Here is a 24,789-nt window from a genome sequence, read left to right on the forward strand (position 1 = left end):
GTGGGAACGATCATTGCGGCGTGTTGAGCTATCATTGCCACTTTCCCATTCAAAGATTGACTGCCATGACTGCCGTAAACGATACCTTGCTCAACGCCCTCGAACACTGCGACATGCTGGAGATCGACGGGCTGCACGCGTTCGACTTCTCTCTCGATGAAGACGATAACCTGCACATCGAATGCATGGACGGTCGGGCGCTCAAGCGCTGGGAGTTCAGCATGGCCCAGATCGCGGCGGCGACTTTTGATCCCGACTTGAAGAGCTGGATCATCACCGGTGATTCCGGTAAACACCGACTGGTGCCCATGGAAGCGTTCGGCGGTCAGGATGACGAGGACGAAACGAATGAGGATGCGTAACTTCTGGCCACTGTTGATCGCCGGCAGCGTCGGCGCAATGGGCGCGCAAGCGGCCCCGGTCGACGGTTACGAATTACTGGTGGGCTCCTACACCGCCGGCCAGAGCCAGGGGATTTATCGCCTGAGTTTCGACAGTCGCACCGGGCAGATCGATGCCAAGCCCCTGCAAGTGGTGAAGAGCGCCAACCCGTCCTGGCTCGCCGTGTCCAAGGATCAACAGCGCCTGTTCGCGGTCAACGAAAACGGCCCGGGTCAGGCCGATCCGGTAGGGCGTGTCAGCAGTTATGCGATTGATCCAAAGACCTATGAGTTGAGCCTGATCAGTCAGGTGCAAACCTTGGGCAACGAGCCGACGCACTCGAGCGTCAGCGGTGATGCCAGTCACCTGTTTGTCAGCAACTACTCGGTGGCTGAAGATCCGGGCGGCACCCTGGCAGTATTGCCGGTGGGCCCCGATGGCAAGCTGAAACCCGTCGTGCAGATGAGCAGTCATCCGTCCAGCCGGGTCAATCCTGAGCGGCAGAAGTCGGCGCACGTGCATTCGGTGGTTTCATCGCCGGATGGCCAATATGTGTTTTCCAACGACTTAGGAGCGGACAAGATCTTCGTCTATCGCTTCGATCCCAAGGCCAATCCGGAACTGCCGCTGACCGCCGCCAAACCCGCGTCCGTCCCGTTGCCACCCGGCAGCGGGCCGCGACACTTGCTGTTCAGCGCCGACGGCAAGCACGCCTGGCTGACCCTGGAAATGAGCGCACAGGTGGCGGTGTTCGACCATCAGGACGGCAAACTCGTGCAAACGCAGTTGGTCGATCTGGCGGCGGGTCTGCCGACATCGGGCAAGGCTGCGGCTGCGCTTCACGCCTCGGCTGACGGCAAGTTTCTTTACGTCAGCAACCGTGGCACCACCAATCAGTTGCTGGTGTTCGCCATCGACCCGGCGACCGGCCACCTCAAGGAGCTTCAGCGCCGCTCCGTGGACGGTGATCACCCGCGTGAGTTCAGCCTCGATCCGAGTGGCAAGTTTGTGCTGATTGCCAACCAGAAGAGCAACCAGATTGTCGTCGTCGAGCGCGATGCCAAGACCGGTCTGTTGGGTAAAACCGTGCAGAAATTGCCGATGGATGCCCCCAGCGATCTCAAGTTTCTGGTGCGTCAATAAACCGCAGGCCCCGGTTGATGGGGCCTGCAACCTTCTATTAATGAGACTGATATCGGCTAATGCTACAAAGCATTTCAAGGCGCCGACCCTCGGGAGTTAAGTTTGCTTCACGGCCCCACCGGGCAAGCAAGCCAACTGAATCGAGGAACACCGCCATGAACTTCAATCTCTTCTCCGTGATCGCCGCTTCCGCTATCTCCGCCACGGTTGCATTGCCCGCCAATGCCAACGCTGAAATCAGCGACAAAAAATCCCACACCCAAAGCTACACCCCGAAATACCTGCAACAGAGCGCCAACTTCTACGCCGCGCTGGATCACAAAACCCAACACTGAAATGTAAGCCCTGCACCCTTTATGCAGGAGCGAAGTCACTTGCCGATCGAGCTGTAAGGCATCGAAAGGCGCCGAAGTGATGTCGCTCCTGCATAACGCGTTTACGACAGCATCATATTGCTATCAATGTATTGCTTGATATCACATGGCCATGAGTTTAAATTTGACGCTGATTTTTTGACTCCTTCCCCAATAAGGATCGACAGCATGGCGATGCGTCTGGCAGTGGTTCTCCTGTTTCTCTATTCCACCCCGATTCTGTCGGCTGCCCAGCCCGTTTCAAACGAGCCGGAGGCGGCCCGCGAGCGCTTGATGAGCTTTATCGAGGACTGAAACACGCTGGGTACATGATCAATAAAACTGATAGCTACTATGCGTAAAGGTCGCTAGTTATCTTCTGTTTTTTGATCGATTCTGTGGGCACTGAAACATGCCCACGGAGAACACCATGGCCAGCGCAATCATCACTTCTGCCAAATACGGCGCCTACCTGGCCATCGGTCTTTACGTGGCCATGGTGTTGGTCGTCAGCCTTTCGGCTCAATCGCAACAAAGCCTTCAAGCACCGATCCAGGTCGCTTATCCCGCCGTTCAATTCGAACACCGCGCTCAAAACGTAAGTGTCGATCACGCCGACGTGGCCGGAGTGGTGGGGGCATGAAAGGACGCAAACTCTGGGTCATCGCCTTCCTGGCGTTCATGACCAATGGCGCTTCTTTATTGGGGATCGGGCAGGGCTCGGCGGGGTCGGTGGCACGGGCCATCGAATGCAACCACAACATCGCCCACAATATTCAGACGGCCAAGGCGTTGGGGTTGCTGGTGGGCAATCCGCCGATCAAATCCAATGGCGAATTTTTCGGGCCATTCCAAGTGGATTGCTCGGCGTTGGGGATGTGCTCGGTATTGGCATAATCCCCCTACGGGGATCGAGTTTTCACCATGACTGATGTGAACAGCTCTGACTCGATGAAGCGCTGTAACCAAACCTGCAATCGCCCATAAGGCGTCTGACCGAACCACTCGCGATCCACGTGGGCGAATTGCCTCACGAACGGCATCAGGGCGATATCCGCCAGGCTCGGATGCCCGGCCAGCAGGTAGTCACGCCCCTCCAGCAATTCATTCAGCTTGCGCAAAAACACTTCGCCCTCGGCGCGATAAAACGTCATCGGCTGCTCGGGATATCGTTCAGCGTACTTGTAGCGATTCAGGTGCGCCTTGAACACCTGATCGTTTTCTTCGATCAACGCGGCGCAGTGTTGCTGTCCTTGAGGATCATCCTTGAGCAACCAGTCCTGTGGATCGTTCTGCGCCAATGCCCAGCGCATGATCTCCAGGCTCTCATCGATCACCCGGCCGTCCACACTTAGCACCGGCACCGTGCCTTTGCTCGACAGCGCGAGCATTTCGGCAGGTTTGGCCTTGAGGCTGACCTCGACGATATTCACCTCAACCCCCGAATAGCGCAGCGCCATGCGTGCGCGCATGGCGTAGGGGCAGCGGCGGAACGAATACAGCGTGTTCATTTCACCTCCAGCGTACTCAGGCCATTGCCTTGGCGGTGGACCTGAATCTGTACCGGAATCCGTTCATGCATTTCCTGCACGTGGGAAATCACCGCGACCTTGCGGCCCTGCGCTTGCAAACCATCGAGGGCGTCCATGGCCAGTTGCAGGGATTCCGGATCGAGACTGCCGAAGCCTTCGTCGATAAACAGCGATTCGATTTTCAGCGTGCTCGACGCCATCGACGCCAAACCGAGCGCCAACGCCAGCGACACCAGGAACGTCTCGCCGCCGGACAGCGAATGCACCGAGCGCAGTTCATCGCCCATTTCCGTGTCCATCACCAATAACCCGAGCATGCTGCCGCCACGTTTCAGGCGATAACGCCGCACCAGTTGCCGCAACTGGACGTTGGCGTGATGCACCAGCAAATCGAGGTTGTAGGCCTGGGCGATTTTGCGGAAGGTGTCGCCGGTGGCCGAACCGATCAGCGCATTCAACCGCGCCCAGCGCTGATACTCGGTGTAGGCGTCGGCGATCTGTTGCGCCAGCGCCTGATTGGCGTTCTGCCGACGCTGATCCTCGGCCTGTTCGGCACGCAATTCGGCGCAGTGGTGCTCGCTGGCTGCGAACAGGTTTTGCAGCTCTGCCAGCGTCGTGGCCAGTTGTTCGGCATCGAGATTGCCGTTGTGCTGCGCCTGATGAACGAGCAGACGCTGATCGCGCTCTTGCAACAGCACCTTGGCTTGCTCGATGGCTTTTTCGCTCTGCTGCAATCGTTGACGCAGTTCGCTGACCTGTTGGTCGTCGACGTCCAACAGCTCTTCCAGTCCACCGTCGTCCAGCTCTGGATGCTGCGAGCGCCAGTCGGCGATCTTGGCGCTCAGCTCGCGATCTTCGGTTTCCAGGGCCTGCGAACGTTCTTGCTGAGCCTTGAGTTCGGCGGCCAGTTGCACCAAGCGCGTGCGTACGGTTTGCAATTGCTGATTGGCCGTTGCTTCGGCACTACGCGCCTGCTCTACGGCCTGATCCAGTTGCTGCTGCCACTGTTCGGCGCTGGCATGTTCGCCCAGCAGTTGCGTCAGTTTTTCCTGGCAAGCCTGTTGCTGCCCGGCCAGCGCCGCGAACTGCTGTTGCGCCGCGTCCAGTTGCAGAATGCGGGTCTGCTGTTGGTACTGTTCTTTGTCCAGCGTCTGCTGGCGTTGTTGCTGTTCGCCGAGTTCATCGCGCTGCTGGTCGAGCTGTTCCAGGCGCTGGGCGATCTGCCGGTCGAGCTGCATGAAGGTCGCGGCGGGTTCGTTGCGCAAGGCCTCCAGCGTGTCGGCCGGGAGCAGGGGGCTGAACGCCTTCAGTTCTTCGTCCAGACGTTGGCGATCGCTGCTCAACTCGCGTTGCTGGTTGAGCAGGTGCTGTGTTGCTTGCTGACTCGCCGCTTCGGCGCTGCGCAGTTGTTGCGCAAGGCGCGCGGCATCCTGTTGCAGGGTGAGCAAGGCAGTTTGCCGTTGTTCGTCCTGGGTGATGCTCTGGTTCAACTGGCTGCTTTGTTGGGTCAGCCAGGTATCGCGTTTGCTTGCGTCCTGGTCCAACAGTTGAGCGGACAGTGGGTGCGCTTCCAGGCTCGGCGTCAGGCCTTGTTGCTGACTCGCGAGTTGTTCTTGCTGTTGCAGCAGTTCTTTTTGCTGGGCAATCAAACCGCCCACTTCGGCGCGCAAATCGGTGAGTTTTTCCTTGAGCAGGTCCACCGCTTTTTGAGCGTTGGCCTGTTCGCTTTCATCATGCCGGCCGAGGCTTTGCAGCAGAGCTTCGGGCTGATGATAAGGATGGTCCGGGCTACCACAAACCGGGCACGGCTGATCGTCCTGCAACTGTGCGCGCAATTCTTCGACGCTGGCACTGCGCGCCAGACGCTGACGCTCCAGCAGTTCGCGGGTGACGGTCAGGGTCTGTTCGGCGACGCTCAGTTCGGCCTTGGTCTTCACCCCGTCCTGAGTCAAACGATCGCGGTCTTGCTGAGCGGCGAGTTGCCGCTGCTGAAGCTCGGCGCCGCGCTTGTCCAGTTCCTGCTGGCTGGCCCACAGTCGCGTCAGCTCTTCAAAGGCTCGCAGTTGCTTGCGGTTGTCTTGCAGCAGATTGCCGAGAATCTGAATCTGCTCGGCCACCGCTTCAGGCTCGGCGCCGGCCTCTTTGTACAGCACCTCAAGGCTCTGGCGCTGGGTGGCCAGTTCCTCGGCGGCGCGGGCGGCGCTTTGCTCCAGGGCGGCCAGTTCGGCCTGGCCCTTGTTCAGGCGATTACCGATCAGCATCAATTGTTGCAGGCGATCACGGTAGGCGTTCCAGGCATCGCTCAACGGCGCCAGATGGGTGCTCTGCTCAAGCTCCACGGCAATCCGCTGCAACCGTTCGGCGACCTGTTTTTGTTGGTCGAGCAAACCCTGAATCGTGCCCTGACCCTGAATGCAGGCCTGTTCCGCCTGCTGCTTGAGGTCGGCACTGAGGCTGGCGTCCTTGACCAGGCGGGCGAGGGTGCTTTGCTCTTCGAAGGCTTGGCGCAGCAGTGGCGCGCTGGAGGTGTGTTGGCTTTGCGCTTGGGTCAACGCCGTTTGGGCGGTGCTCAGGCTCTGTTCGAGTTGAGTCTGTCGCTCGGTCAGCTCGCTTTGCTGTTGCGTGTGCTGCTGAATCTGCGCCGCCAGAGGCGTGAGTTGGGCGGTGAGTTCGGTCTTGCGCGCGAACTGATGCCGTTGCGGGGCCAGTTGCTCCAGACGGGTGAGCTTCAAGCGCTCACCGGCTAGGCTGTTCCAGTGTTGCTGGGCGGAGTGCAGTTGCTCGGTGGCGCTTTGTTGCGCGTCTTGCAACTGGTGCAGGTCCTTGAGCCAGGTGTGTTGCAGCTCCAGCTGTTTGAGCTGCGCTTGCTGGGTCTTGAGTTGCTGCTGAGCGTCGTTGAAGCGCTCATCGAGTTCGGCCCGGGCTTCCGGCGACAGCGGCGTGACCCCGGTGGCCTGGTCCTGCAACAACTTGTGGGCTTCGCGAGCTTCTTTGGTCTTGTCAAAAGCGCGACGACCGAGACGGGTATAGAGCGCGGTATCGGTGAGCTTTTCCAGCAGTTCGCTGCGGTCGTTATCATCAGCCTTGAGGAAGGCGCTGAACTCGCTCTGAGCCAGCATGACGGCGCGGGTGAACTGTTCGAAGTTCAGGCCCAGCGCGGCTTCGAGCTGAGCTTTGTATTCGCCTTTCTGGCTGGCCAGCAGTTGATCCTGATCGATGTCACGCAGGCTCTGGCGGCTGGCTTGCAGCTTGCCACCGGCCTTTTCCCGAGCGCGATTAGCCTCCCAGCGAGCGCGATAGCGGCGACCGTCGATACCGACGAAATCGACTTCGGCATAACCTTCACCGGTGCCACGCCGCAGCAGTGTGCGCGGGTCGCCGGTGCCGATTTCACCATCGGCGTCCGGGACCTTGGCATCGCGGCCGGTGTTGTTCAGGCGCGGCACGGCGCCAAACAGCGCTAGGCACAGGGCGTCGAGCAGGGTGCTTTTGCCAGCGCCGGTCGGCCCGGTAATTGCGAACAGGCCGGCACTGGCCAAGGGCTCCGCAGTGAAGTCGATTTCAAACGGCCCGGCCAGCGAGGCGAGGTTTTTCAGGCGGATCGCGAGAATTTTCATGGCTGTTCGCTCTCCATCTGCACGTCTTGCAACAGCTCGGCGAAGTCCTTGAGCGTTTGCTCGTCGACCTCGCTGCCGTAATTGTCCTGCCACGCTCGGCTGAACAGTTCCTGGGGCGAAAGTTGATCCAGTTCGATCAAGGTTGTGTTGTCATCGATGCCCTCGCGGCTGCCATTGCCGGCGTACTCGGCAGCGATCCGCACCAACCGCACGGCTTTGCCTTGCAGGGCGGTTTCCACTTGATGGCGCAGGTCCGGTTGCGGCTCGTCGAGACGGACCCGCACTTCCAGCCACGGCTGACGCTGGATATCGGCGAGCAGGTCAATGTTGGGCAGGTCGGCCAGTTGCAGCAGGATCTCCGCCAACGGCGCGCAGCCGAGGCGTTGCAAGTGGACGGAACGCGGAATCAGGCGCGGTTCGACGCTGACCAATGTTTCGCCATCGAGCTGAATGTCGAGAATCTGATGCTGGTAATTGATCTCGGAGAACGACAAGGGAATCGGCGAGCCGCAATAGCGGATGCGCTCTTCACCATTGACCTTCTGCGGCTTGTGCAAATGCCCGAGGGCGACATAGCTGATGCTCGGCCCGAACAGACTGGCGGGCAGGGCTTCGGCGTTGCCGATGATCAGGCTGCGTTCGGAATCTTCCGAAACCGAACCGCCAGCCATGTGCGCATGGCTGATGGCGATCAGCGCCTGGCCCGGCTTGCGCTTGGCGTTGGCCGCTTCGATCAGCCATTCATGAACCTGGCCGATGCCGCGCAAGTAGTTATCGCCCAAATGCGCACCGGTCACTTCGGCGGGGCGCAGGAACGGCAGCGCCAGACACCAGGCGGCAATTTCGCCGCTGGCATCAGGCAACGGCAGCAACAGGCGTTCGGCATCCAGTTGACCGTCATCGAGCCACAGCACGCGACCGAGGGCGTGAGTACGCAAGCGCCGCATCAGCGGCGCGGGCAGTTCGATTCGCGAGCCGGAGTCATGGTTGCCGGCGATCATCACGATGGTCAGCAAGGGTTGCTGCTCATGGGCGCTGACGATGAAATCGTAGAGGCGTTCCTGGGCTTTGACCGGTGGGTTGACCGTGTCAAAGATATCGCCGGCGATCAGCAGCACATCGGGCTGATCCAGTTTCAGCTGACGCAGCAGCCAGTCAAGAAAGCAGGCGTGCTCGAAATCGCGCTCCTGGCCGTGCAGGTTCTGCCCAAGGTGCCAGTCGGAGGTGTGAAACAGACGCAAGGCGTACTCCGTAGGAAATAAGGTAATGGCCGCGAGGAAAATGGTGGCGGCTAAAGAGGGGAGAGTTTACTGGCAAATGTGCAAAGGAACACGGGTTTGGGGGATGTCGAAGCTTTGGAGAGGAACACGGTCCCTGTAGGAGCGGGCAAGCCTCGCTCCTACAGGGGATTGGTGTGCCTCGGCAGGAGGCTGCAATCTTTTGATTCTATTTGGGATAAAGCGGCGGCAACCCAGTATCGCCGACCAGATCCTGAACCCCTTCGGCCGTCGGGATCGCACGAATCGCGCGCCAGAGATCTTCGCCCTGCCAGTACTGGCCGGTTTCGCTGTACAGCGCGCCGTTCAGGCCGTCCAGCGCATCCGACAGCGGCACAAAACGCGCCGCCATGTCGGCCAGGGTTTCCGGTTGTTGCCGGGCCCAGGCGTCGAGGGCCTGGCGGGTGGCGTGGGTGTCGTTGGCCTGGCAGGCGCGTTTGAGGTCGTCGAGCAGGGTGCGTGGGCTCGGGCCGGTTTGCGCGGCACGCAGGATTGCCGGTTGCGAGCGGGCGCGCCACCACAGGCCGAAGCCCAGCAGGGTAGTGCAGGCCAGGATCACGGTGCTGAGTTTCCACCACCAGGCAGCTTCGTTGCTGGCGCCGGAGATTGCCTGCGCGCTGCCCGCCGGGCTATCGACGATCAGGCTCGGATTGCTCGCCACTTGCAGTGTGCGGGCGGGCAGGCTGCTGTGTTCCAGGTGATCCTCGAAGGTGTTCCACCAGACCACTTCAACGCTCGGCAGGTCAATGGCGCCGGTGCGGGTTGGCACCAGGGCTTCACGGTCCTCGCGACTGCCGATCAAGCCGCGTTCGCTGCTCTGGTTGCCCAGCACCGGTTGATCCGGGTAGCGCCGCAGGCCGTTGATCTCTGTGGCGGGCAAGGGGGGCAGTTGGGAGCTGGCGAGGCCTTCGGCGTTCAGGGTCAGGCTGCGGGTCAGCGAGTAGCCGACCTGCGCATGATCCGGTTCCGGGCTCCAGCTTTCGCTCAGGGTCAGGCTGCGGGCCGGCAGCCAGGGCACATCGGCTGGATACGTGCCGGGTTTGGCCTTGACCGTCAGCGGGATCTCGGCGGATTTGACGCGCATCTGCTTGCCCGGTTTTGGCCCTTGGGGTGTTGCGTCCTGGGACGGTCGGGTATCGACTGGCGTGGCACTGAACATCTGCGCCGGAATAACCAGTTCACCGCTGCGCTGCGGGTAGATTGCGTAGCGCATTTCGATCACGCCATGGCGCAATCCGTTGATGACTTTTTCGTAGGTGCGCGGCTCGCCCAGCTGTTCGATGCGCGCATCGGGAATTTGCAACGGGGTCAGGCTGCTGTCGTCGTACAGCGACACCGAATGGTAGATGCGCAAGGTCAGGATCGCCTGAGCCTGCACGTAGACGCTGTTCTGGTCGAGGCTGGCCTCGATGAACACCGGCGCCAGTGCGTTGCTGCTGTCCTGGGTTTCGCTTTCGATCACCTGCACGGTAATCGGCTGGCTCTGGACGTCGCCCAGTTGCAGCGATGGAATCACCACGCTGCCATTTTGCCGGGGCAGCAGGGTGATGATCCAGCGGGTGGTTGCCTGAGTGTTGCCGTTGAGGGTGTTCAGTTGGTTGACCTGACGGGTGCCGCGCACTTCGAACAGCGGCTCCAGCGGGGTCAGGTCGGGTTTGCCGAACTGGGTCACGTCGCTGGTTTCCAGGGTCAGTTCGACCGTCTCGCCGGAATTCAGGCGGCTGCGATCGACGCTGGCGACCAGCTCCGCAGCCTGGGCCTGAACGGTGCAGAGCAACAGGGCTGGCAACAATGCGAACAAAAAGGCGGTGAAGCGGGTCATCGAGTTTTTTCCTGATCCTGATGTTGTTGCTGTTCGTACCAGAATTTGCGTCTGAGCAGTTCGCCGGGGTCATCCGGGATCTTGCGCAGCCATTGCTCCAGCGCCTGGCGCTGTTCGCCTTCAATCATGTCGCTGGCCGGGCGCCGGGGTGGCGTGGTGCTTTGCTCATCGCCCAACTCGCTGCCCGGGACTTCATTGGCGCCCGGTTGCGGTGGCGTCGTGGGCGGCTGCTCGGCGTCCGGTGTGGTTTGCTCGGCGTCGGCTTTCGGCTCGCCATTGCTTGGTTGGGTGGCGCTGCCCGGCGGAGGTTCCTGGGTGATGGTTTCGGGTTTGCCGTCGGCGGTTTTGTCCGGCTCGACGGGTGGCGCTGAGGTTTTCTGCTTGAGCAGGCTTTCCACCAGTGCCTTGTTGGTCAGGGCCGGACGCAGATCCGGTTGACGTTCCAGCGCTTGATCGTAAGCATCCAGCGCCGCTTCCAGCTCACCGCTTTTGGCCAAGGCGTTACCCCGATTGTAGTGGGCGTGGGCGTCGGTGCCTTGGGCAAACCGCTGGGCGGCGCCACTGTAGTCACCGGCTTCATAGAGCGCCACACCTTGCCACTGCGGATCTTCGAAATGCTGCGCGGCCTCGGCCGGGCGCTTTTGTTTGAGCAAATGCAGGCCCTGCTGATCGGGACGCAGCCACAAGTCTTCGAAGTCGAAGGCGTAACTCGGTTGCGGCAGCATGAACAGCAGCGGCAGGCAGAACAGCCAACCCCGGCGCCCGGCACAGGCGGCCAGCAATAACAGTGGCAGCAGCAGCCAGTATCCCTGATCGGCCCAAGTGTCGAGGCGCAATGTCTGGCCGTCGTTGCGCAGATCCCGTGGGCCGTCGAGCAGGCCAAGGCCGCGCAGGTCGGCATCGTCCAGACGCGCCTGGCGATAACGTCCGCCCAGGCCGTTGGCAAAGGCTTTAAGGCTGGGGCCGTCCAGACGGGGCACCAGAATTGCGCCCAGGTCATCCTTGAGGAAACTGCCGTCGTCCTGCGCGACCGGCGCACCTTCGGCGGTGCCGATACCGAGCATCAGAAATGGCGTGGACTTGTCGTCCAGCGCCTGGCGAATCCCTTGGCGTTCCTGTTCCGTCAGCGACGAACCGATCAGCAGGATCCGACCCTGGCCGAGGGCGCCCTGATCCAGCAGCGCAAGGGCCTTGACCACCGCCAGATCGGCACGATGACCGGCCAGGGGCATCAGCGACGGCTTGAGTGCATCCACCAGATTGCGGCTGGTCGACAGGTCATCCGACAGCGGCACCAAGGTGTGGGCGCTGCCGGCGTAGACGATGATTGCGGTCTGGGCGTCGCTGCGGTTTTGCAGCAGGTCTAACAGTTTGCGCCGGGCTTGTTCCAGCCTGTTCGGCGCACTATCGGTGGCGAGCATTTCCGGGGTCAGCTCAAGCAACACCACCAGCGGGTCGGCGGGTTTCTGGCTGGTTTGTTCGACGCGCTGCCAGCTCGGCCCCAGCAGGGCCAGTACGGTCAGCACCCAAGCCAGGCCAAGGGCGACCCATGGCAGTTTGCTCTCGCGACCGCTGCCACCACTGAGCAGCGCGGCATGGAAGGCCGGCGGCAGAATCATTTGCCAGCGGCCGGCACGTTTCTGCCGGTGCCAGAGTTGCCAGAGCAACCAGCCCAGCAACGGCAACAACAGCAGCCACCAAGGGCGGAACCAGTGCGGCCAGAGCGCAATCATCGGCGCCTCCGCAGACGCAGGCGTTTAAGCCGCTGACGCCAGTCGGGCAGTTGCGTTTGCAAAAACAGCTTCTTGGTAAACAGCCGTCGCAACGGGTTATCCGGCCAGCGCTCGCGAATCACCAGCAGCATGCTCAACAACAGCGCCATTGCCAGAGGCCAGTGATACAACGCCTGGGCCGGGCGGGCCTGAGTGGGTTGCTGGGTGACCGGTTCCAGTTTGTCGAGCATGCGCTTGATCGCCTGCAATTCCTCGCCGTCGCGGGCGCGGAAATACTGGCCGCCAGTGGCTTGAGCGATGGCTTTCAAGGCCGGCTCATCGAGGTCCAGGCTCGGGTTGATGCCCAGGAATCCCAAGGTACCGCCTTGTTCCGGATCGGCGCCGATACCGATCGGGTAGATTTTCACGCCTTCGTTGGCCGCCAGTCGTGCGGCGGTCAGCGGGTCAATCTCGCCGCCGTTGTTGGCGCCATCGGTGACCAGAATCAGCACACGGCTTTGTGCCGGACGTTGGCGCAGGCGTTTGAGGGCCAGGCCGATGGCATCGCCGATGGCGGTGTTCTTGCCGGCGATACCGATCCGCGCTTCGTCGAGCCACACGCGCACGGTGTGCCGGTCGAAGGTCAGCGGCGCTTGCAGATAGGCCTGACTGCCGAACAGGATCAACCCGACCCGGTCGCCGTCGCGACTTTCGAGAAAATCACCGAGCAAATGCTGCACCAGCGACAGTCGGCTGACCTCTTCGTCCTGCCACCGCATGTCGGGGAAATCCATGGAGCCGGACACGTCCACCGCCACCAGCAGATCGCGGCCACTGGCGGCAACCGGGAGGGGTTCACCGAGCCACTGCGGGCGTGCGGCGGCGATCAGCAGTAACAGCCATAACAAAATGAACGGTGCTTGCTGGCGCCACGCCGGCAGATTCGCCCGGGCGCGGCGGCGAACGAGGCCTTCGAGGTCGCTGAGGAAGCTGACGTTGAGCGCCGGTTCGCCGCTGTCGGCCACCGGCAGCAGTACCCGCATCAGCCAGGGCAGTGGCAGCAGGGCGAAGATCCACGGCCAGGCGAACTCAAACATGTTTGCGAATCCAGGTGTCGACAGCTTGAGTCAGGCCAGCGATGGCCTTGTCGTCGAGTTTGCATTCGGGTTTGTAGGCGCCTTCCACCAGTACCATCCAGCGTGTAAGGCCGGCGGCCGGGCAGCGGTTATCAAGGAACGCCAGCCACTTGCGCCCGTTAAGGGTGTGGCTCTGGCTGTAGGGGTAATGGTTGCGGCACAGGCGTTTGAGCAAGCCATTGAGTTGTTGCAACCAGGCGCCGGCCGGGGCGCCGTCGTAGGGTTTGGGCATCAGGGCGAGTTCGGCCAGGGCAGCGAGACGCACCGGGTCCAGCGGTTGTTCGGCGCGCACGATAGGGCGCTTGTTCGGGATGAAACGCCGTAACTGCCACAGGCCGAAACCGATCAATGGCAGCAATAACAGCAGCAGCCACCAGCCCGGTGCTGGCGGCCAGAAGCCGATCGGTGGCGGGGAAATCAGCGGTTGCAGTTGATCGAGGCTGCTCATCGACTTTTCCCCGGACGTTGCGGGTTCAGGTATTCGCGCAGTTGCTCGACCATTTCGCTTTGGGTGCTCAACGGCATCAGCAATACCCGCAACTTCTGCGCCAGCAGTTCCCAGCGAGCGATACGCGCTTCCGCTTGTGCGCGATAGGCCTGGCGCAAGTCGAAATTCAACGTGTCGAGTTCCAGCTGCGCGCCCCGTTCCGCGAAGCGTAAAAGCCCAGCAGCGGGCAGGGCGTGATCCAGCGGATCGGACACCGGCAGCAGCAACAGGTCGCAATGGCGTGACAACAGGCTCAACTGTTGCTCGGCACCGTCCGACAAGGCCCGTTCGTCGCAGATCACGATCACCAGACTGCCGGGGCGCAATACTTCTCGGGCGCGGCGCAGGGCAATACCGAAGGCGTCGCGGTCCGGCTCGCGTTCGGTGTGCAGCGACTGATTGACCCGCACCAGGCGGTTGAGCAATTGCAGCAGGCTCTGTTTGCTGCGTCTCGGTTTGATTTCGTAGTGCTCGTCGTCGCCGAACACCAGCCCGCCGACCCGGTCGTTATGGCCCAGCGCGGCCCAGCCAATCAGGCTCGCTGCCTGGGCGGCAAGCACCGATTTGAACATCAGCCCGGAGCCGAAAAACAGCCGGCGGCTCTGCTCGACCATGATGAAAATCGGCCGCTCGCGTTCTTCGTGGAACAGCTTGGTGTGAGGCTCCTGGGTCCGGGCGGTGACGCGCCAGTCGATGCTTCGCACGTCATCACCGGCCTGATAGACCCGCACCTGATCGAAGTCCACCCCGCGCCCGCGCAGTTTGGAGTGGTGCAGGCCGATCAGCGGGCTGCGCTGGCTCGGCGTGGAGAACAGCTGCACTTCACGCACGCGATGGCGCATCTCGATCAGATCGGCGAGGCTGACACGGATGCCCGGTTCGGGCGGCAGGAGGGCGTTCATCGGGGTCAAGCGACGGCTACGACGTCGAGAATCCGCTGGACCACCCGGTCCTGGTCGATGCCAGCGGCTTCGGCTTCAAAGGAAAGAATGATGCGGTGGCGCAACACATCGAACAGCACCGCCTGAATGTCTTCCGGGCTGACAAAGTCGCGACCGGCGAGCCAGGCGTGAGCCCGGGCGCAACGGTCCAGGGCAATGGAGCCCCGGGGGCTGGCGCCGTAGGCGATCCATTCGGCCATTTCCGGGTCGAACTTGGCCGGGATGCGCGTGGCCATGACCAGTTGCACCAGGTATTCCTCCACGGCGTCGGCCATGTACAACCCGAGGATTTCCTTGCGCGCGGCGAAGATCGCCTGCTGGCTGACCCGGCGTTCGGGTTTGGTTTCGCCGTGCAGCGCTTCACCGCGGGCCTGTTGCAGAATCCGGCGTTCGACGGCGGCGTCGGGGAAGCCGATTTTCACGTGCATCAGGAAACGGTCGAGCTGGGCTTCGGGCAGCGGGTAAGTGCCTTCCTGCTCAATGGGGTTTTGCGTGGCCATGACCAGAAACAGCGGCGACAGGTCGTAGGTGCTGCGCCCGACGCTGACCTGGCGTTCGCCCATGGCTTCGAGCAGCGCCGATTGAACCTTGGCCGGGGCACGGTTGATTTCGTCCGCCAGCACCAGATTGTGGAAAATCGGGCCTTGCTGGAACACGAAGCTGCCGGTTTCCGGGCGATAGATTTCCGTGCCGGTGATGTCGGCCGGCAGCAGGTCGGGGGTGAACTGGATGCGATGGAACTGTGCTTCGATGCCTTCGGCGAGCTCTTTGATGGCCTTGGTCTTGGCCAGCCCCGGGGCGCCCTCGACCAGCATGTGGCCGTCGGCGAGCAAGGCGATGAGCAAGCGCTCGATGAGTTTTTCCTGGCCGAGAATCTGCGTTGAAAGAAAGGTTCGCAGCGCGAGCAGCGCTTCACGATGTTCCATCGATGACTGTTCCTGGAAAGGGTGAGCGAAGACGTTCGAATAACGCCAGGGCTGGGGGCGTTACTTTAATCCATCGCAGGGTGCGGCGACTAACGGCATTTTGTGCAAAGTGCGGATTAACGCTCGTTCCCACGCCTTACGACAGATCGTTCCCACGCTCTGCGTGGGAATGCATCACCGGGCGCTCTGCGTCCAGCTTTAAGTCGTGACGCAGAGCGTCACAGGCTGCATTCCTTTGCTGCGCGTGGGAATGATCAGTGCCCGGAACGGAGGAGTCAGCTCAGTTGGCTGATGTAGGTACCCGTCCCCTTGAGGATGTTCTGCAAGGTTTCTTCCACCTCTGCCAGGTCCTGCGCATCGGTGCTGTGCAGGATTTCCAGCGAATCTTCGCCATCGAGCACATCGATGTCCGCGGCGGCGATTTCGATCAGCAGGCGGTCAGGGCTGAGGGTGACTTTTACACCGTTGAGGGCCGAAGGCTTGTCGTGGAAGATGATCTCCAGCTCATCCTCGTCCGGAAAGCGGCTCATCAGGAACATTTCGCCCTCGGCGCTGGTGCAGCAGAGCATGGCCAAGTTGTCTTCTTCTTCGTCGCACGGGTTGACGATCAAGAGATCAGTTGTCATTTGCATGGGAAAATCCTGGCTCGGCGAGCGTGGTGAACGTAACAAAAGGCAATTCTGCCAGCCCTCGGGAATTTCTGCTTGGCTGAGTGTCAGAAGATGTGTCGTGAACATTCGGGGTGTTACTGGTCATTATTGGCACGCATGTACCGCAAAACCGGGCATAAAGCGCCCGTTTTGCTGCGCGACTGCTAGTGTTGTTCAAGGCACATGCCGCGAGTTACGTGCCGATGACCGAATATGTCGCAGCGCTGCAAGCACGGCCCTTGCCGCACTCGTTAAGCTGCGCAACGGATGAGCACCCGTAAAGGCATTGCCTGTTGCCTTGGCAGTCGTTTTTGCAGATGCCCATTCTTGGAAGGTGAATGTGACCTGAGTGTCTCGTCCAGCTTCACCCACCTGTCATCCTGTTTCCTCTGCCCGAGAATCAGGAACAGGGTGACGGGAATGCCCCGAAAGGGGTTTGCACGCGACGCTTCCATCAATAACAAGCCCAAGCGGAGTACCACAGATGGCGTTCTTCACCGCAGCCAGCAAAGCCGACTTCCAGCACCAACTGCAAGCGGCACTGGCGCAGCACATCAGTGAACAGGCACTGCCACAAGTGGCGCTGTTCGCTGAACAATTCTTCGGCATCATTTCCCTGGACGAACTGACCCAGCGTCGGTTGTCCGACCTCGCCGGCTGCACCCTTTCTGCGTGGCGCCTGCTTGAGCGCTTCGATCACGCGCATCCGCAAGTGCGCGTCTACAACCCCGATTACGAACGCCACGGCTGGCAGTCGACCCACACCGCGGTCGAAGTGCTGCACCACGACCTGCCGTTTCTGGTGGACTCGGTGCGCACTGAGCTGAACCGTCGCGGCTACAGCATTCATACCCTGCAAACCACTGTGCTGAGCGTGCGTCGCGGCAGCAAGGGCGAGCTGCTGGAAATCCTGCCGAAGGGCACTCAGGGCGAAGGCATTCTGCAAGAATCGCTGATGTACCTGGAAATCGACCGTTGCGCCAACACGGCCGAACTGAATGTCCTGACCAAAGAGCTGGAGCAGGTTCTCGGTGAAGTCCGCGTCGCGGTCGCCGATTTCGAGCCGATGAAAGCCAAGGTCCAGGAGCTGATCGAAGGCATCGACAACAGCCAGTTCATCATCAACGCCGACGAAAAGTCCGAAATCAAGAGCTTCCTGGAATGGCTAGTGGGCAACCACTTCACCTTCCTGGGCTACGAAGAATTCGTGGTGGGCGAAGATCAGAACGGCGGTCACATCGAATATGACCAGAACTCGTTCCTCGGCCTGACCAAACTGCTGCGTGCCGGCCTGACCATCGATGATCTGCGCATCGAAGACTACGCCGTGAACTACCTGCGCGAGCCGACGCCGCTGTCGTTCGCCAAGGCTGCACACCCAAGCCGCGTCCACCGTCCGGCTTACCCGGATTACGTGTCGATCCGTCAGATCGATGCTGATGGCAAAGTTGTTAAGGAATGCCGCTTCATGGGCCTGTACACCTCCTCGGTGTATGGCGAAAGCGTGCGGGTCATTCCTTACATCCGTCGCAAGGTCGAGATCATCGAACAGCGTTCGGGCTTCCAGGCCAAGGCTCACTTGGGCAAGGAACTGGCCCAGGTGCTTGAAGTGTTGCCGCGCGACGACTTGTTCCAGACCCCGGTGGACGAGCTGTTCACCACCGTGATGTCGATCGTGCAGATCCAGGAACGCAACAAGATCCGCGTGTTCCTGCGCAAAGACCCGTACGGCCGCTTCTGCTACTGCCTGGCGTACGTGCCACGTGACATCTACTCCACCGAAGTGCGCCAGAAGATCCAGCAAGTGCTGATGGATCGCCTGAAAGCGTCCGACTGCGAGTTCTGGACCTTCTTCTCCGAGTCCGTGCTGGCCCGTGTGCAACTGATTCTGCGGGTCGATCCGAAGAACCGTCTGGACATCGACCCGGTTCTGCTGGAAAAAGAAGTGGTGCAGGCCTGCCGCAGCTGGCAGGACGACTACGCGAGCCTGGTGGTCGAGAGCTTCGGCGAAGCCCAGGGCACCAACGTGCTGGCCGACTTCCCGAAAGGCTTTCCGGCCGGTTACCGCGAGCGTTTCGCCGCCCACTCGGCGGTGGTCGACATGCAGCACCTGCTGAGCCTGAGCGAAAAAAATCCGCTGGTCATGAGCTTCTATCAGCCGCTGGCCCAGGTTTCCGGTCAGCGCATGCTGCACTGCAAGCTGTATCACGCCGACACCCCGCTGGCGTTGTCCGACGTCTTGCCGATCCTGGAAAACCTCGGCCTGCGCGTACTGGGTGAATTCCCGTATCGCCTGCGCCACAACAGCGGCCGCGAGTTCTGGATCCACGACTTTGCGTTCACCGCCGCCGAAGGCCTGGAACTCGACATCCAGCAACTCAACGACACCTTGCAGGACGCCTTCGTCCACATTGTGCGTGGCGATGCCGAGAACGATGCATTCAACCGCCTGGTGCTGACCGCCGGCCTGCCATGGCGCGATGTGGCGCTGCTGCGTGCCTACGCGCGTTACATGAAGCAGATCCGTCTGGGCTTCGACCTGGGTTACATCGCCAGCACCCTGAACAACCACACCGACATCGCTCGCGAGTTGACCCGGTTGTTCAAGACCCGTTTCTACCTGGCGCGCAAGCTGACCAGCGATGATCTGGAAGACAAGCAGCAACGCCTGGAACACGCAATTCTGACGGCACTGGACGATGTTCAGGTGCTGAACGAAGACCGCATCCTGCGTCGTTACCTGGACCTGATCAAAGCGACCCTGCGGACCAACTTCTACCAGACCGACGCCCACGGTCAGAACAAGTCCTACTTCAGCTTCAAGTTCAACCCGCACCAGATTCCAGAGCTGCCGAAGCCGGTGCCGAAGTTCGAAATCTTCGTTTACTCGCCACGCGTTGAAGGCGTGCACCTGCGCTTCGGCAACGTGGCGCGCGGTGGTCTGCGCTGGTCCGACCGTGAAGAAGACTTCCGTACCGAAGTCCTGGGCCTGGTAAAAGCCCAGCAAGTGAAGAACTCGGTCATCGTGCCGGTGGGTGCGAAGGGCGGCTTCCTGCCGCGTCGCCTGCCACTGGGCGGCAGCCGTGACGAGATCGCGGCCGAGGGCATCGCCTGCTACCGCATCTTCATCTCGGGCCTGTTGGACATCACCGACAACCTGAAAGACGGCGCGCTGGTACCGCCGGCCAACGTCGTGCGTCATGACGACGATGACCCGTACCTGGTAGTGGCGGCGGACAAGGGCACTGCGACCTTCTCCGACATCGCCAACGGCATTGCCATCGACTACGGCTTCTGGCTCGGCGACGCCTTTGCGTCCGGCGGCTCGGCCGGCTACGACCACAAGAAAATGGGCATTACCGCCAAGGGCGCGTGGGTCGGCGTACAACGCCACTTCCGCGAGCGCGGCATCAATGTTCAGGAAGACAGCATCACTGTGGTGGGCGTCGGCGACATGGCCGGTGACGTGTTCGGTAACGGCTTGTTGATGTCCGACAAGCTGCAACTGGTCGCTGCGTTCAACCACTTGCACATCTTCATCGACCCGAACCCGGAGCCTGCCAACAGCTTCGCCGAGCGTCAGCGTCTGTTCGACTTGCCGCGTTCGGCCTGGTCGGACTACGACACCAGCATCATGTCCGAAGGCGGCGGGATCTTCTCGCGCAGCGCAAAAAGCATCGCGATTTCCCCGCAGATGAAAGAGCGCTTCGACATTCAGGCTGACAAACTGACCCCGACCGAACTGCTCAATGCCTTGCTCAAGGCACCGGTAGACCTGTTGTGGAACGGCGGTATCGGTACCTACGTGAAAGCCAGCACCGAAAGCCACGCCGATGTCGGCGACAAGGCCAACGATGCACTTCGCGTGAACGGCAACGAACTGCGCTGCAAAGTCGTGGGCGAGGGCGGTAACCTCGGTATGACTCAGTTGGGTCGTGTCGAATTCGGCCTCAATGGCGGTGGTTCCAACACCGACTTCATCGACAACGCCGGTGGTGTGGACTGCTCCGACCACGAAGTGAACATCAAGATCCTGCTGAACGAAGTGGTACACGCCGGTGACATGACCGACAAGCAACGTAACCAGTTGCTGGCGAGCATGACTGACGAAGTCGGTAACCTGGTGCTTGGCAACAACTACAAGCAGACTCAGGCCCTGTCCCTGGCGGCCCGTCGTGCCTTGCCGCGGATTGCTGAATACAAGCGTCTGATGAACGACCTGGAAGGCCGCGGCAAATTGGACCGCGCCATCGAGTTCCTGCCAGCTGAAGAGGCGATCAACGAGCGCGTCGCGGCGGGCCATGGCCTGACCCGTGCCGAGCTGTCGGTGCTGATCTCCTACAGCAAGATCGACCTCAAGGAAGCGCTGCTCAACTCCCTGGTGCCGGACGACGACTACCTGACCCGCGACATGGAAACCGCTTTCCCGCCGACGCTGGTGAGCAAGTTCTCCGATGCCATGCGCCGTCACCGTCTGAAGCGCGAAATCGTCAGCACCCAGATCGCCAACGATCTGGTGAACCACATGGGCATCACCTTCGTTCAACGACTCAAAGAGTCGACCGGCATGAGCCCGGCGAACGTGGCCGGTGCCTACGTGATCGTGCGTGACATTTTCCACCTCCCGCACTGGTTCCGTCAGATCGAAGCCCTGGACTACCAGGTTTCGGCCGACGTACAACTGGAGCTGATGGACGAGCTGATGCGTCTGGGCCGTCGCGCTACGCGCTGGTTCCTGCGTGCCCGCCGCAACGAGCAGAATGCTGCCCGTGACGTCGCGCATTTCGGTCCGCACCTGAAGGAGTTGGGCCTCAAGCTCGACGAACTGCTCAGTGGCGAGATTCGCGAAACCTGGCAGGCCCGTTATCAGGCGTACGTCGCAGCCGGTGTGCCGGAGTTGCTGGCGCGCATGGTGGCTGGCACTACGCACCTATACACCTTGCTGCCGATCATCGAAGCCTCTGACGTGACCGGCCAGGATCCGGCGGACGTGGCCAAGGCCTACTTCGCCGTGGGCAGCGCGCTGGACATCACCTGGTACCTGCAACAGATCAGTGCCCTGCCGGTTGAAAACAACTGGCAGGCCCTGGCCCGTGAAGCGTTCCGTGATGACGTCGACTGGCAACAACGTGCGATCACCATCTCGGTCCTGCAGCAGGGCGACGGCACCCTGGACGTGGAAACACGCCTGGCGCTGTGGATGGAAGAACACGAAGGCATGATCGAACGCTGGCGCGCCATGCTGGTGGAAATCCGTGCCGCCAGCGGCACTGACTACGCCATGTATGCGGTGGCTAACCGTGAATTGCTGGATGTGGCGTTGAGTGGTCAGGCGGTGGTGCCTGCCACTGCCAATACGACTGTCAGCGCCGAGCTGGAGCCGGCTGCCTGATAGGCGTTGAGTGAAAAAGCCCCGTCTCGAAAGAGAGGGGGCTTTTTTTTGTCTGGGATCTTTCAGCGGCTGGGCGGGCCTCTTCGCGGGCAAGCCCGCTCCCACAGGTATTGTGGGTGACTCAGGATTTGAGCACGACACGGACACTGTGGGAGCGGGCTTGCCCGCGATGAGGCCATCAGCATCACCTCGGCGCTCAGTTTTCCAAAGGAATCAACACTTTCTCCTCCGGCGCCAACACCATGAACACCAGCAGCTTGGCGGGTTGGGTGGCGCTGGCGTTTTTCGAGACCAGATGTTCCGACCCCGCCGGTTCGTACCAGAATTCGCCGGCCTTGTAGGTGATCGCTTTTTCACCTTTGACCTGAGAAACGATCTCCCCCGACAGCACGTAAGCCATGGCCGTGCCCTGATGTTTATGGGCGATGGACGATTGGCCCGGCTCGTAATCGACTTCGATCATCAAGGCTTTTTTGCCGGGTGCGTTTTTCAGCATCTGGTCCTGCAGGATGGTGACTTTTTCTGAAGGGGGGGCGGTGTCGTGGGCGAAGGCCGGGGCTGAAATGCTCAGCGTCAGGGCGGCGAGAGGAGCAGCAAAAAAACGAAGTGCATTCATGGTTGATTACCTGAGGTGGTGAGTCGTCAGGGACCACAGTAAGCCGCGCTATCGGGCAATCAAACGGCCAATTTTCGGGAAGGTGAGGGGACCAATCACCGAAGCTACGTTACCCGTTGATCGTTCCCATGCTCTGCGTGGGAACGCCTCACCGGACGCTCTGCGTCCGCTTTTGGGACGCGGAGCAGCCCCTGGCTGCATTCCCACGCAGAGCGTGGGAACGATCATCACCAGAACGTCTTGTTTTTAAACGATCGGAAAGCTGTTGAAGTCGACGGCATTGGCCAGTCGGCTGTCGATCAGGCCGATAAAGCCTTGCACTTCGGGGCAGTTGAAATGCGATTGCATGGCCGCTTCCGATTGCCAGCGGGCGCTGACCGTCCAGCAGGTGCCGTCCTCGGGGCAGCGGTCGACCATATAGGAATCGCAGCCCGGTAGTTCGCGCAGGGTGTCGACAATCTTTTGCAGTTGCTTACCCAGTTCGTCCGAGCGGCCGGCAGCGGCCTGCACCTTTACGGTGGTGATCACTTCATTGGACATTGCTCACACTCCTGAATCAGGCCGGACGAATCCTGCTCATTGAGGGATAACGCCCAATCAGGATAGGCCTGCCCCCCCCCAGACCGCCAATAGCCAATCGCCAGATAAAGCCGCAGACCAATCCCTCAGCCGAGCTGCTGCAAAATGTCCCTTAACCGGTCCAGGGCGATGTCGATGTCCAGGGTTTCGATCGCGCCGAACCCCAGGAAAAGCCCGGCCCGCGGCGCTTGCTGGTAAAAAAAACTGTCCAGGGCATAGAGCCCCACTTCGACTTTTTTTGCCAATTCGATCACCAATGGAATATCGACCGGCACCTTGCACAGCACCGCCATGTGGAACCCGGCCGTGGTCGGCACCGCTTCAAACCACGGCGAAAGGTCGCCCGCCATACGCGTCAGGATCCGTTCACGGCGCCCGGCGTAAATCGTATGGCAGCGCCGGATGTGCTTGAGCAGACAGCCTTCGGCGATGAACTTGGCGAGCGTCCATTGGGGCAGGGTGGAGGTGTGCAAGTCGGTGAGCTGCTTGGCGCGGATCACCGCTTCGAGGATTGCTGGCGGCAAAATCGCGTACCCCAGCCGCAACTCTGGCAACAAGGTCTTCGAGAAAGTACCGACGTAGGCGACGATGCCGCGCTCATCCAGGCTTTTCAGCGAGTCGGTGGGCCGGCCTTCATAGCGAAATTCGCTGTCGTAATCGTCTTCGATGATGATCGCCCCCAGCTCATAAGCCCTTGCGAGCAGGGCTTCGCGGCGAGCCTGGCTCATGGGCATGCCCAGCGGGAACTGGTGGGACGGGGTGACGTAAATCAGCCGGGTGCCATCGGGGATGTGCTCGACCTGAATGCCTTGCGCATCCACCGGCACGCCGACCACCGTCGCGCCATGGCTCCCGAACAACAGACGCGCTGGCGGGTAGCCGGGGTCTTCCATGGCGACGAGGCTGCCCGGTTGGGTCAACACTCGGGAAATCAGGTCCAGCGCCTGCTGCGCGCCATTGCACACCACCACGTCTTCGTCCTGACAACTGACTCCGCGCGAAAACGCGATGTGCCGTGCGATTGCATTGCGCAGCGCCGGCAGGCCTTCGGGCTGGCTATAGAAACCTTTGGAACCGGCCATCTGGCGTAAGGCATGGGAGGTGCAGCGGCGCCAATCGTCCTGCGGAAACTGGCCTTTGCTGGTGGCGCCACCGATGAACTCGTAACGCAGCGAGCCTTCCAGCGTCGGGTGGCGCAAGAATGTCGGCAGGCTGCGCCAGCGTTCGATGACATCAAAGCTCGCCAGCTCCGAATGGCTCTGCTTGCGGACGGTTTTCGCCGCCCGGGCATTGACGTAAGTGCCTTTGCCGATCACCCCGGTGAGGAAGTTCTCATAGGTCAGTTGCGCGTATGTGTCGGAAATGGTCTTGCGCGAAATCCCCAGTTGTTCGGCGAGCAAGCGGCTGGGCGGCAGCTGCGTCCCGGCTGTCAGGCGGCCGGATTCAATGGCGTCGCGCAGTTGCCGATACAACTGGCCGGCCAGGTTCTTGCGGCCGTTGATGACAACATGAAGTTCCATACCGGCGGGGCTCCTGGGGCGTTTGAGGCGACTGTGCGTCGCGCCAGATTACCCGCATGAACGGCTGCGCAGAAGTTGCGTGGGCGAAAAACCTGCGATTGGCCTGCTGCCGGGCGGTCCATGGCTTTTTCGCTGAATTGGCTCTGTAACACCGGTGCATCAGGGCCTACCGTGGAGGTACCGATCTGCTCCATGAGGCCCGACCATGAACGCCCGTCTGGATTACTACAGCGCATCGCCCAAAGCGATGAAAGCCATGATCGCCATGGAGGCCTTGACCAGCGACCTGAGCATCGAGCCAGCCTTGCTGAACCTGATCAGAATCCGCGCTTCGCAGCTCAATGGCTGCGCCTTCTGCACCGACATGCACTCGGTGGACGCGCGCCGTTTCGGCGAGAGCGATCGGCGGCTGTATGCAATCGTTGTCTGGCGCGATAGCAACTTCTTCAACCCTCGGGAGCGGGCGGCCCTGGCCTGGACCGAAGCGGTAAACCTGCTCTCGCAAAGCCACGTGCCGGACGACGTTTACGCCCAGGCCCGGGAGCAATTCAGCGAAGGCGAACTGGTCGACCTGACTATGGCCGTTAGCACCATCAACAGCTGGAATCGCCTGGCGGTGAGCTTTCGGCAAACGCCGGCCGGTTAATTCAAGCGCAAACCTTGTAGGAGCGGTTGATCCGGTTTTTGCCCGATTGTCATATCAGA

At 61.1% G+C, this 24,789-nt stretch carries 21 protein-coding genes; 8 read left to right on the forward strand and 13 right to left on the reverse strand.

The genetic code is table 11. The features are described 5' to 3' along the window. Positions 1-65 precede the first annotated feature (65 nt). From PSH97_RS12865 to PSH97_RS12890, 6 genes are all read left to right on the forward strand, one after another. A complete protein-coding gene (locus PSH97_RS12865) occupies positions 66-362 on the forward strand; it encodes a DUF5629 family protein (RefSeq protein WP_305449494.1) in 297 nt (98 codons plus the stop codon). Further along, on the forward strand, positions 349-1,524 hold the full coding sequence (locus tag PSH97_RS12870) for a lactonase family protein (protein ID WP_305449495.1): 1,176 nt from the start codon (positions 349-351) through the stop codon (positions 1,522-1,524). The genes PSH97_RS12865 and PSH97_RS12870 overlap by 14 nt, the downstream gene beginning before the upstream one ends. Positions 1,525-1,679: 155 nt before the next feature. Continuing rightward, a complete protein-coding gene (locus tag PSH97_RS12875; protein ID WP_305449496.1) occupies positions 1,680-1,859 on the forward strand; it encodes a hypothetical protein in 180 nt (59 codons plus the stop codon). Between the two features lie 207 nt (positions 1,860-2,066). Continuing rightward, complete coding sequence (locus tag PSH97_RS12880; RefSeq protein ID WP_259695949.1) at positions 2,067-2,192, forward strand: hypothetical protein; 126 nt, start codon at positions 2,067-2,069, stop codon at positions 2,190-2,192. Between the two features lie 115 nt (positions 2,193-2,307). After that, entirely contained in the window at positions 2,308-2,520 is a 213-nt protein-coding gene (locus tag PSH97_RS12885; protein ID WP_305449497.1) for a hypothetical protein, read from the forward strand. Next, the gene (locus tag PSH97_RS12890; protein WP_305449498.1) at positions 2,517-2,774 is read left to right on the forward strand and encodes a hypothetical protein; all 258 of its coding nucleotides are present in this window, start codon (positions 2,517-2,519) and stop codon (positions 2,772-2,774) included. The genes PSH97_RS12885 and PSH97_RS12890 overlap by 4 nt, the downstream gene beginning before the upstream one ends. A gap of 5 nt (positions 2,775-2,779) precedes the next feature. On the opposite strand, the gene PSH97_RS12895 is transcribed toward PSH97_RS12890, so the two are convergent. From PSH97_RS12895 to PSH97_RS12940, 10 genes are all read right to left on the reverse strand, one after another. Next, positions 2,780-3,388, reverse strand: a complete 609-nt coding sequence (locus tag PSH97_RS12895; protein ID WP_305449499.1) for a glutathione S-transferase — start codon at positions 3,386-3,388, stop codon at positions 2,780-2,782. After that, positions 3,385-7,026 (reverse strand): AAA family ATPase, encoded by a 3,642-nt coding sequence (locus PSH97_RS12900; RefSeq protein ID WP_305449500.1) that lies wholly within the window; start codon positions 7,024-7,026, stop codon positions 3,385-3,387. Before PSH97_RS12900 ends, PSH97_RS12895 begins: the two co-directional genes overlap by 4 nt. Then, positions 7,023-8,267 (reverse strand): exonuclease SbcCD subunit D C-terminal domain-containing protein, encoded by a 1,245-nt coding sequence (locus PSH97_RS12905; RefSeq protein WP_305449501.1) that lies wholly within the window; start codon positions 8,265-8,267, stop codon positions 7,023-7,025. Before PSH97_RS12905 ends, PSH97_RS12900 begins: the two co-directional genes overlap by 4 nt. A gap of 205 nt (positions 8,268-8,472) precedes the next feature. Continuing rightward, on the reverse strand, positions 8,473-10,125 hold the full coding sequence (locus tag PSH97_RS12910) for a BatD family protein (protein WP_305449502.1): 1,653 nt from the start codon (positions 10,123-10,125) through the stop codon (positions 8,473-8,475). After that, complete coding sequence (locus PSH97_RS12915; RefSeq protein ID WP_305449503.1) at positions 10,122-11,858, reverse strand: tetratricopeptide repeat protein; 1,737 nt, start codon at positions 11,856-11,858, stop codon at positions 10,122-10,124. Before PSH97_RS12915 ends, PSH97_RS12910 begins: the two co-directional genes overlap by 4 nt. Next, a complete protein-coding gene (locus PSH97_RS12920; protein WP_305449504.1) occupies positions 11,855-12,934 on the reverse strand; it encodes a vWA domain-containing protein in 1,080 nt (359 codons plus the stop codon). The genes PSH97_RS12915 and PSH97_RS12920 overlap by 4 nt, the downstream gene beginning before the upstream one ends. Next, positions 12,927-13,421, reverse strand: a complete 495-nt coding sequence (locus tag PSH97_RS12925; RefSeq protein ID WP_305449505.1) for a DUF4381 domain-containing protein — start codon at positions 13,419-13,421, stop codon at positions 12,927-12,929. Before PSH97_RS12925 ends, PSH97_RS12920 begins: the two co-directional genes overlap by 8 nt. Beyond that, positions 13,418-14,362, reverse strand: a complete 945-nt coding sequence (locus PSH97_RS12930; RefSeq protein WP_305449506.1) for a DUF58 domain-containing protein — start codon at positions 14,360-14,362, stop codon at positions 13,418-13,420. The genes PSH97_RS12925 and PSH97_RS12930 overlap by 4 nt, the downstream gene beginning before the upstream one ends. A 5-nt stretch (positions 14,363-14,367) precedes the next feature. Continuing rightward, positions 14,368-15,327 (reverse strand): AAA family ATPase, encoded by a 960-nt coding sequence (locus PSH97_RS12935; protein WP_095053787.1) that lies wholly within the window; start codon positions 15,325-15,327, stop codon positions 14,368-14,370. A 275-nt stretch (positions 15,328-15,602) separates the two neighbouring features. Next, the gene (locus PSH97_RS12940) at positions 15,603-15,959 is read right to left on the reverse strand and encodes a hypothetical protein (protein WP_305449507.1); all 357 of its coding nucleotides are present in this window, start codon (positions 15,957-15,959) and stop codon (positions 15,603-15,605) included. Between the two features lie 502 nt (positions 15,960-16,461). Between PSH97_RS12940 and PSH97_RS12945 the strand changes: the two genes are divergently transcribed. Beyond that, the gene (locus PSH97_RS12945; protein WP_305449508.1) at positions 16,462-21,369 is read left to right on the forward strand and encodes an NAD-glutamate dehydrogenase; all 4,908 of its coding nucleotides are present in this window, start codon (positions 16,462-16,464) and stop codon (positions 21,367-21,369) included. A gap of 196 nt (positions 21,370-21,565) precedes the next feature. Here PSH97_RS12945 and PSH97_RS12950 read toward each other — a convergent pair whose 3' ends face one another. The 3 genes from PSH97_RS12950 to pdxR all read right to left on the reverse strand — a co-directional run bounded on the left by PSH97_RS12950 (position 21,566) and on the right by pdxR (position 24,084). Continuing rightward, positions 21,566-21,985 carry a cupin domain-containing protein gene (locus PSH97_RS12950; RefSeq protein WP_305449509.1) on the reverse strand — a complete coding sequence of 140 codons (420 nt, stop codon included), beginning with the start codon at positions 21,983-21,985 and terminating at the stop codon, positions 21,566-21,568. A 246-nt stretch (positions 21,986-22,231) separates the two neighbouring features. Then, a complete protein-coding gene (locus PSH97_RS12955) occupies positions 22,232-22,525 on the reverse strand; it encodes an antibiotic biosynthesis monooxygenase family protein (protein WP_305449510.1) in 294 nt (97 codons plus the stop codon). 125 nt (positions 22,526-22,650) lie between these two features. Next, positions 22,651-24,084 carry a MocR-like pyridoxine biosynthesis transcription factor PdxR gene (pdxR, locus tag PSH97_RS12960; RefSeq protein ID WP_305449511.1) on the reverse strand — a complete coding sequence of 478 codons (1,434 nt, stop codon included), beginning with the start codon at positions 24,082-24,084 and terminating at the stop codon, positions 22,651-22,653. Positions 24,085-24,289: 205 nt separating this feature from the next. Between pdxR and PSH97_RS12965 the strand changes: the two genes are divergently transcribed. Next, complete coding sequence (locus PSH97_RS12965) at positions 24,290-24,730, forward strand: carboxymuconolactone decarboxylase family protein (RefSeq protein WP_305449512.1); 441 nt, start codon at positions 24,290-24,292, stop codon at positions 24,728-24,730. Positions 24,731-24,789 lie beyond the last annotated feature (59 nt).

It is taken from the genome of Pseudomonas cucumis (genome assembly GCF_030687935.1).
In the GTDB taxonomy this organism is placed as follows: Bacteria; Pseudomonadota; Gammaproteobacteria; order Pseudomonadales; family Pseudomonadaceae; genus Aquipseudomonas; species Aquipseudomonas cucumis.

Coding starts and splice junctions, on each gene's coding strand:
- PSH97_RS12910 (WP_305449502.1), bottom strand. CDS start 10,125: ATGACCCGCTTCACCGCCTTTTTGTTCGCATTGTTGCCAGCCCTGTTG.
- PSH97_RS12920 (WP_305449504.1), bottom strand. CDS start 12,934: ATGTTTGAGTTCGCCTGGCCGTGGATCTTCGCCCTGCTGCCACTGCCC.
- PSH97_RS12915 (WP_305449503.1), bottom strand. CDS start 11,858: ATGATTGCGCTCTGGCCGCACTGGTTCCGCCCTTGGTGGCTGCTGTTG.
- PSH97_RS12870 (WP_305449495.1), top strand. CDS start 349: ATGAGGATGCGTAACTTCTGGCCACTGTTGATCGCCGGCAGCGTCGGC.
- PSH97_RS12885 (WP_305449497.1), top strand. CDS start 2,308: ATGGCCAGCGCAATCATCACTTCTGCCAAATACGGCGCCTACCTGGCC.
- PSH97_RS12890 (WP_305449498.1), top strand. CDS start 2,517: ATGAAAGGACGCAAACTCTGGGTCATCGCCTTCCTGGCGTTCATGACC.
- PSH97_RS12950 (WP_305449509.1), bottom strand. CDS start 21,985: ATGAATGCACTTCGTTTTTTTGCTGCTCCTCTCGCCGCCCTGACGCTG.
- PSH97_RS12925 (WP_305449505.1), bottom strand. CDS start 13,421: ATGAGCAGCCTCGATCAACTGCAACCGCTGATTTCCCCGCCACCGATC.
- PSH97_RS12875 (WP_305449496.1), top strand. CDS start 1,680: ATGAACTTCAATCTCTTCTCCGTGATCGCCGCTTCCGCTATCTCCGCC.
- PSH97_RS12865 (WP_305449494.1), top strand. CDS start 66: ATGACTGCCGTAAACGATACCTTGCTCAACGCCCTCGAACACTGCGAC.
- PSH97_RS12945 (WP_305449508.1), top strand. CDS start 16,462: ATGGCGTTCTTCACCGCAGCCAGCAAAGCCGACTTCCAGCACCAACTG.
- pdxR (WP_305449511.1), bottom strand. CDS start 24,084: ATGGAACTTCATGTTGTCATCAACGGCCGCAAGAACCTGGCCGGCCAG.
- PSH97_RS12940 (WP_305449507.1), bottom strand. CDS start 15,959: ATGCAAATGACAACTGATCTCTTGATCGTCAACCCGTGCGACGAAGAA.
- PSH97_RS12900 (WP_305449500.1), bottom strand. CDS start 7,026: ATGAAAATTCTCGCGATCCGCCTGAAAAACCTCGCCTCGCTGGCCGGG.
- PSH97_RS12930 (WP_305449506.1), bottom strand. CDS start 14,362: ATGAACGCCCTCCTGCCGCCCGAACCGGGCATCCGTGTCAGCCTCGCC.
- PSH97_RS12880 (WP_259695949.1), top strand. CDS start 2,067: ATGGCGATGCGTCTGGCAGTGGTTCTCCTGTTTCTCTATTCCACCCCG.
- PSH97_RS12935 (WP_095053787.1), bottom strand. CDS start 15,327: ATGGAACATCGTGAAGCGCTGCTCGCGCTGCGAACCTTTCTTTCAACG.
- PSH97_RS12965 (WP_305449512.1), top strand. CDS start 24,290: ATGAACGCCCGTCTGGATTACTACAGCGCATCGCCCAAAGCGATGAAA.
- PSH97_RS12955 (WP_305449510.1), bottom strand. CDS start 22,525: ATGTCCAATGAAGTGATCACCACCGTAAAGGTGCAGGCCGCTGCCGGC.
- PSH97_RS12895 (WP_305449499.1), bottom strand. CDS start 3,388: ATGAACACGCTGTATTCGTTCCGCCGCTGCCCCTACGCCATGCGCGCA.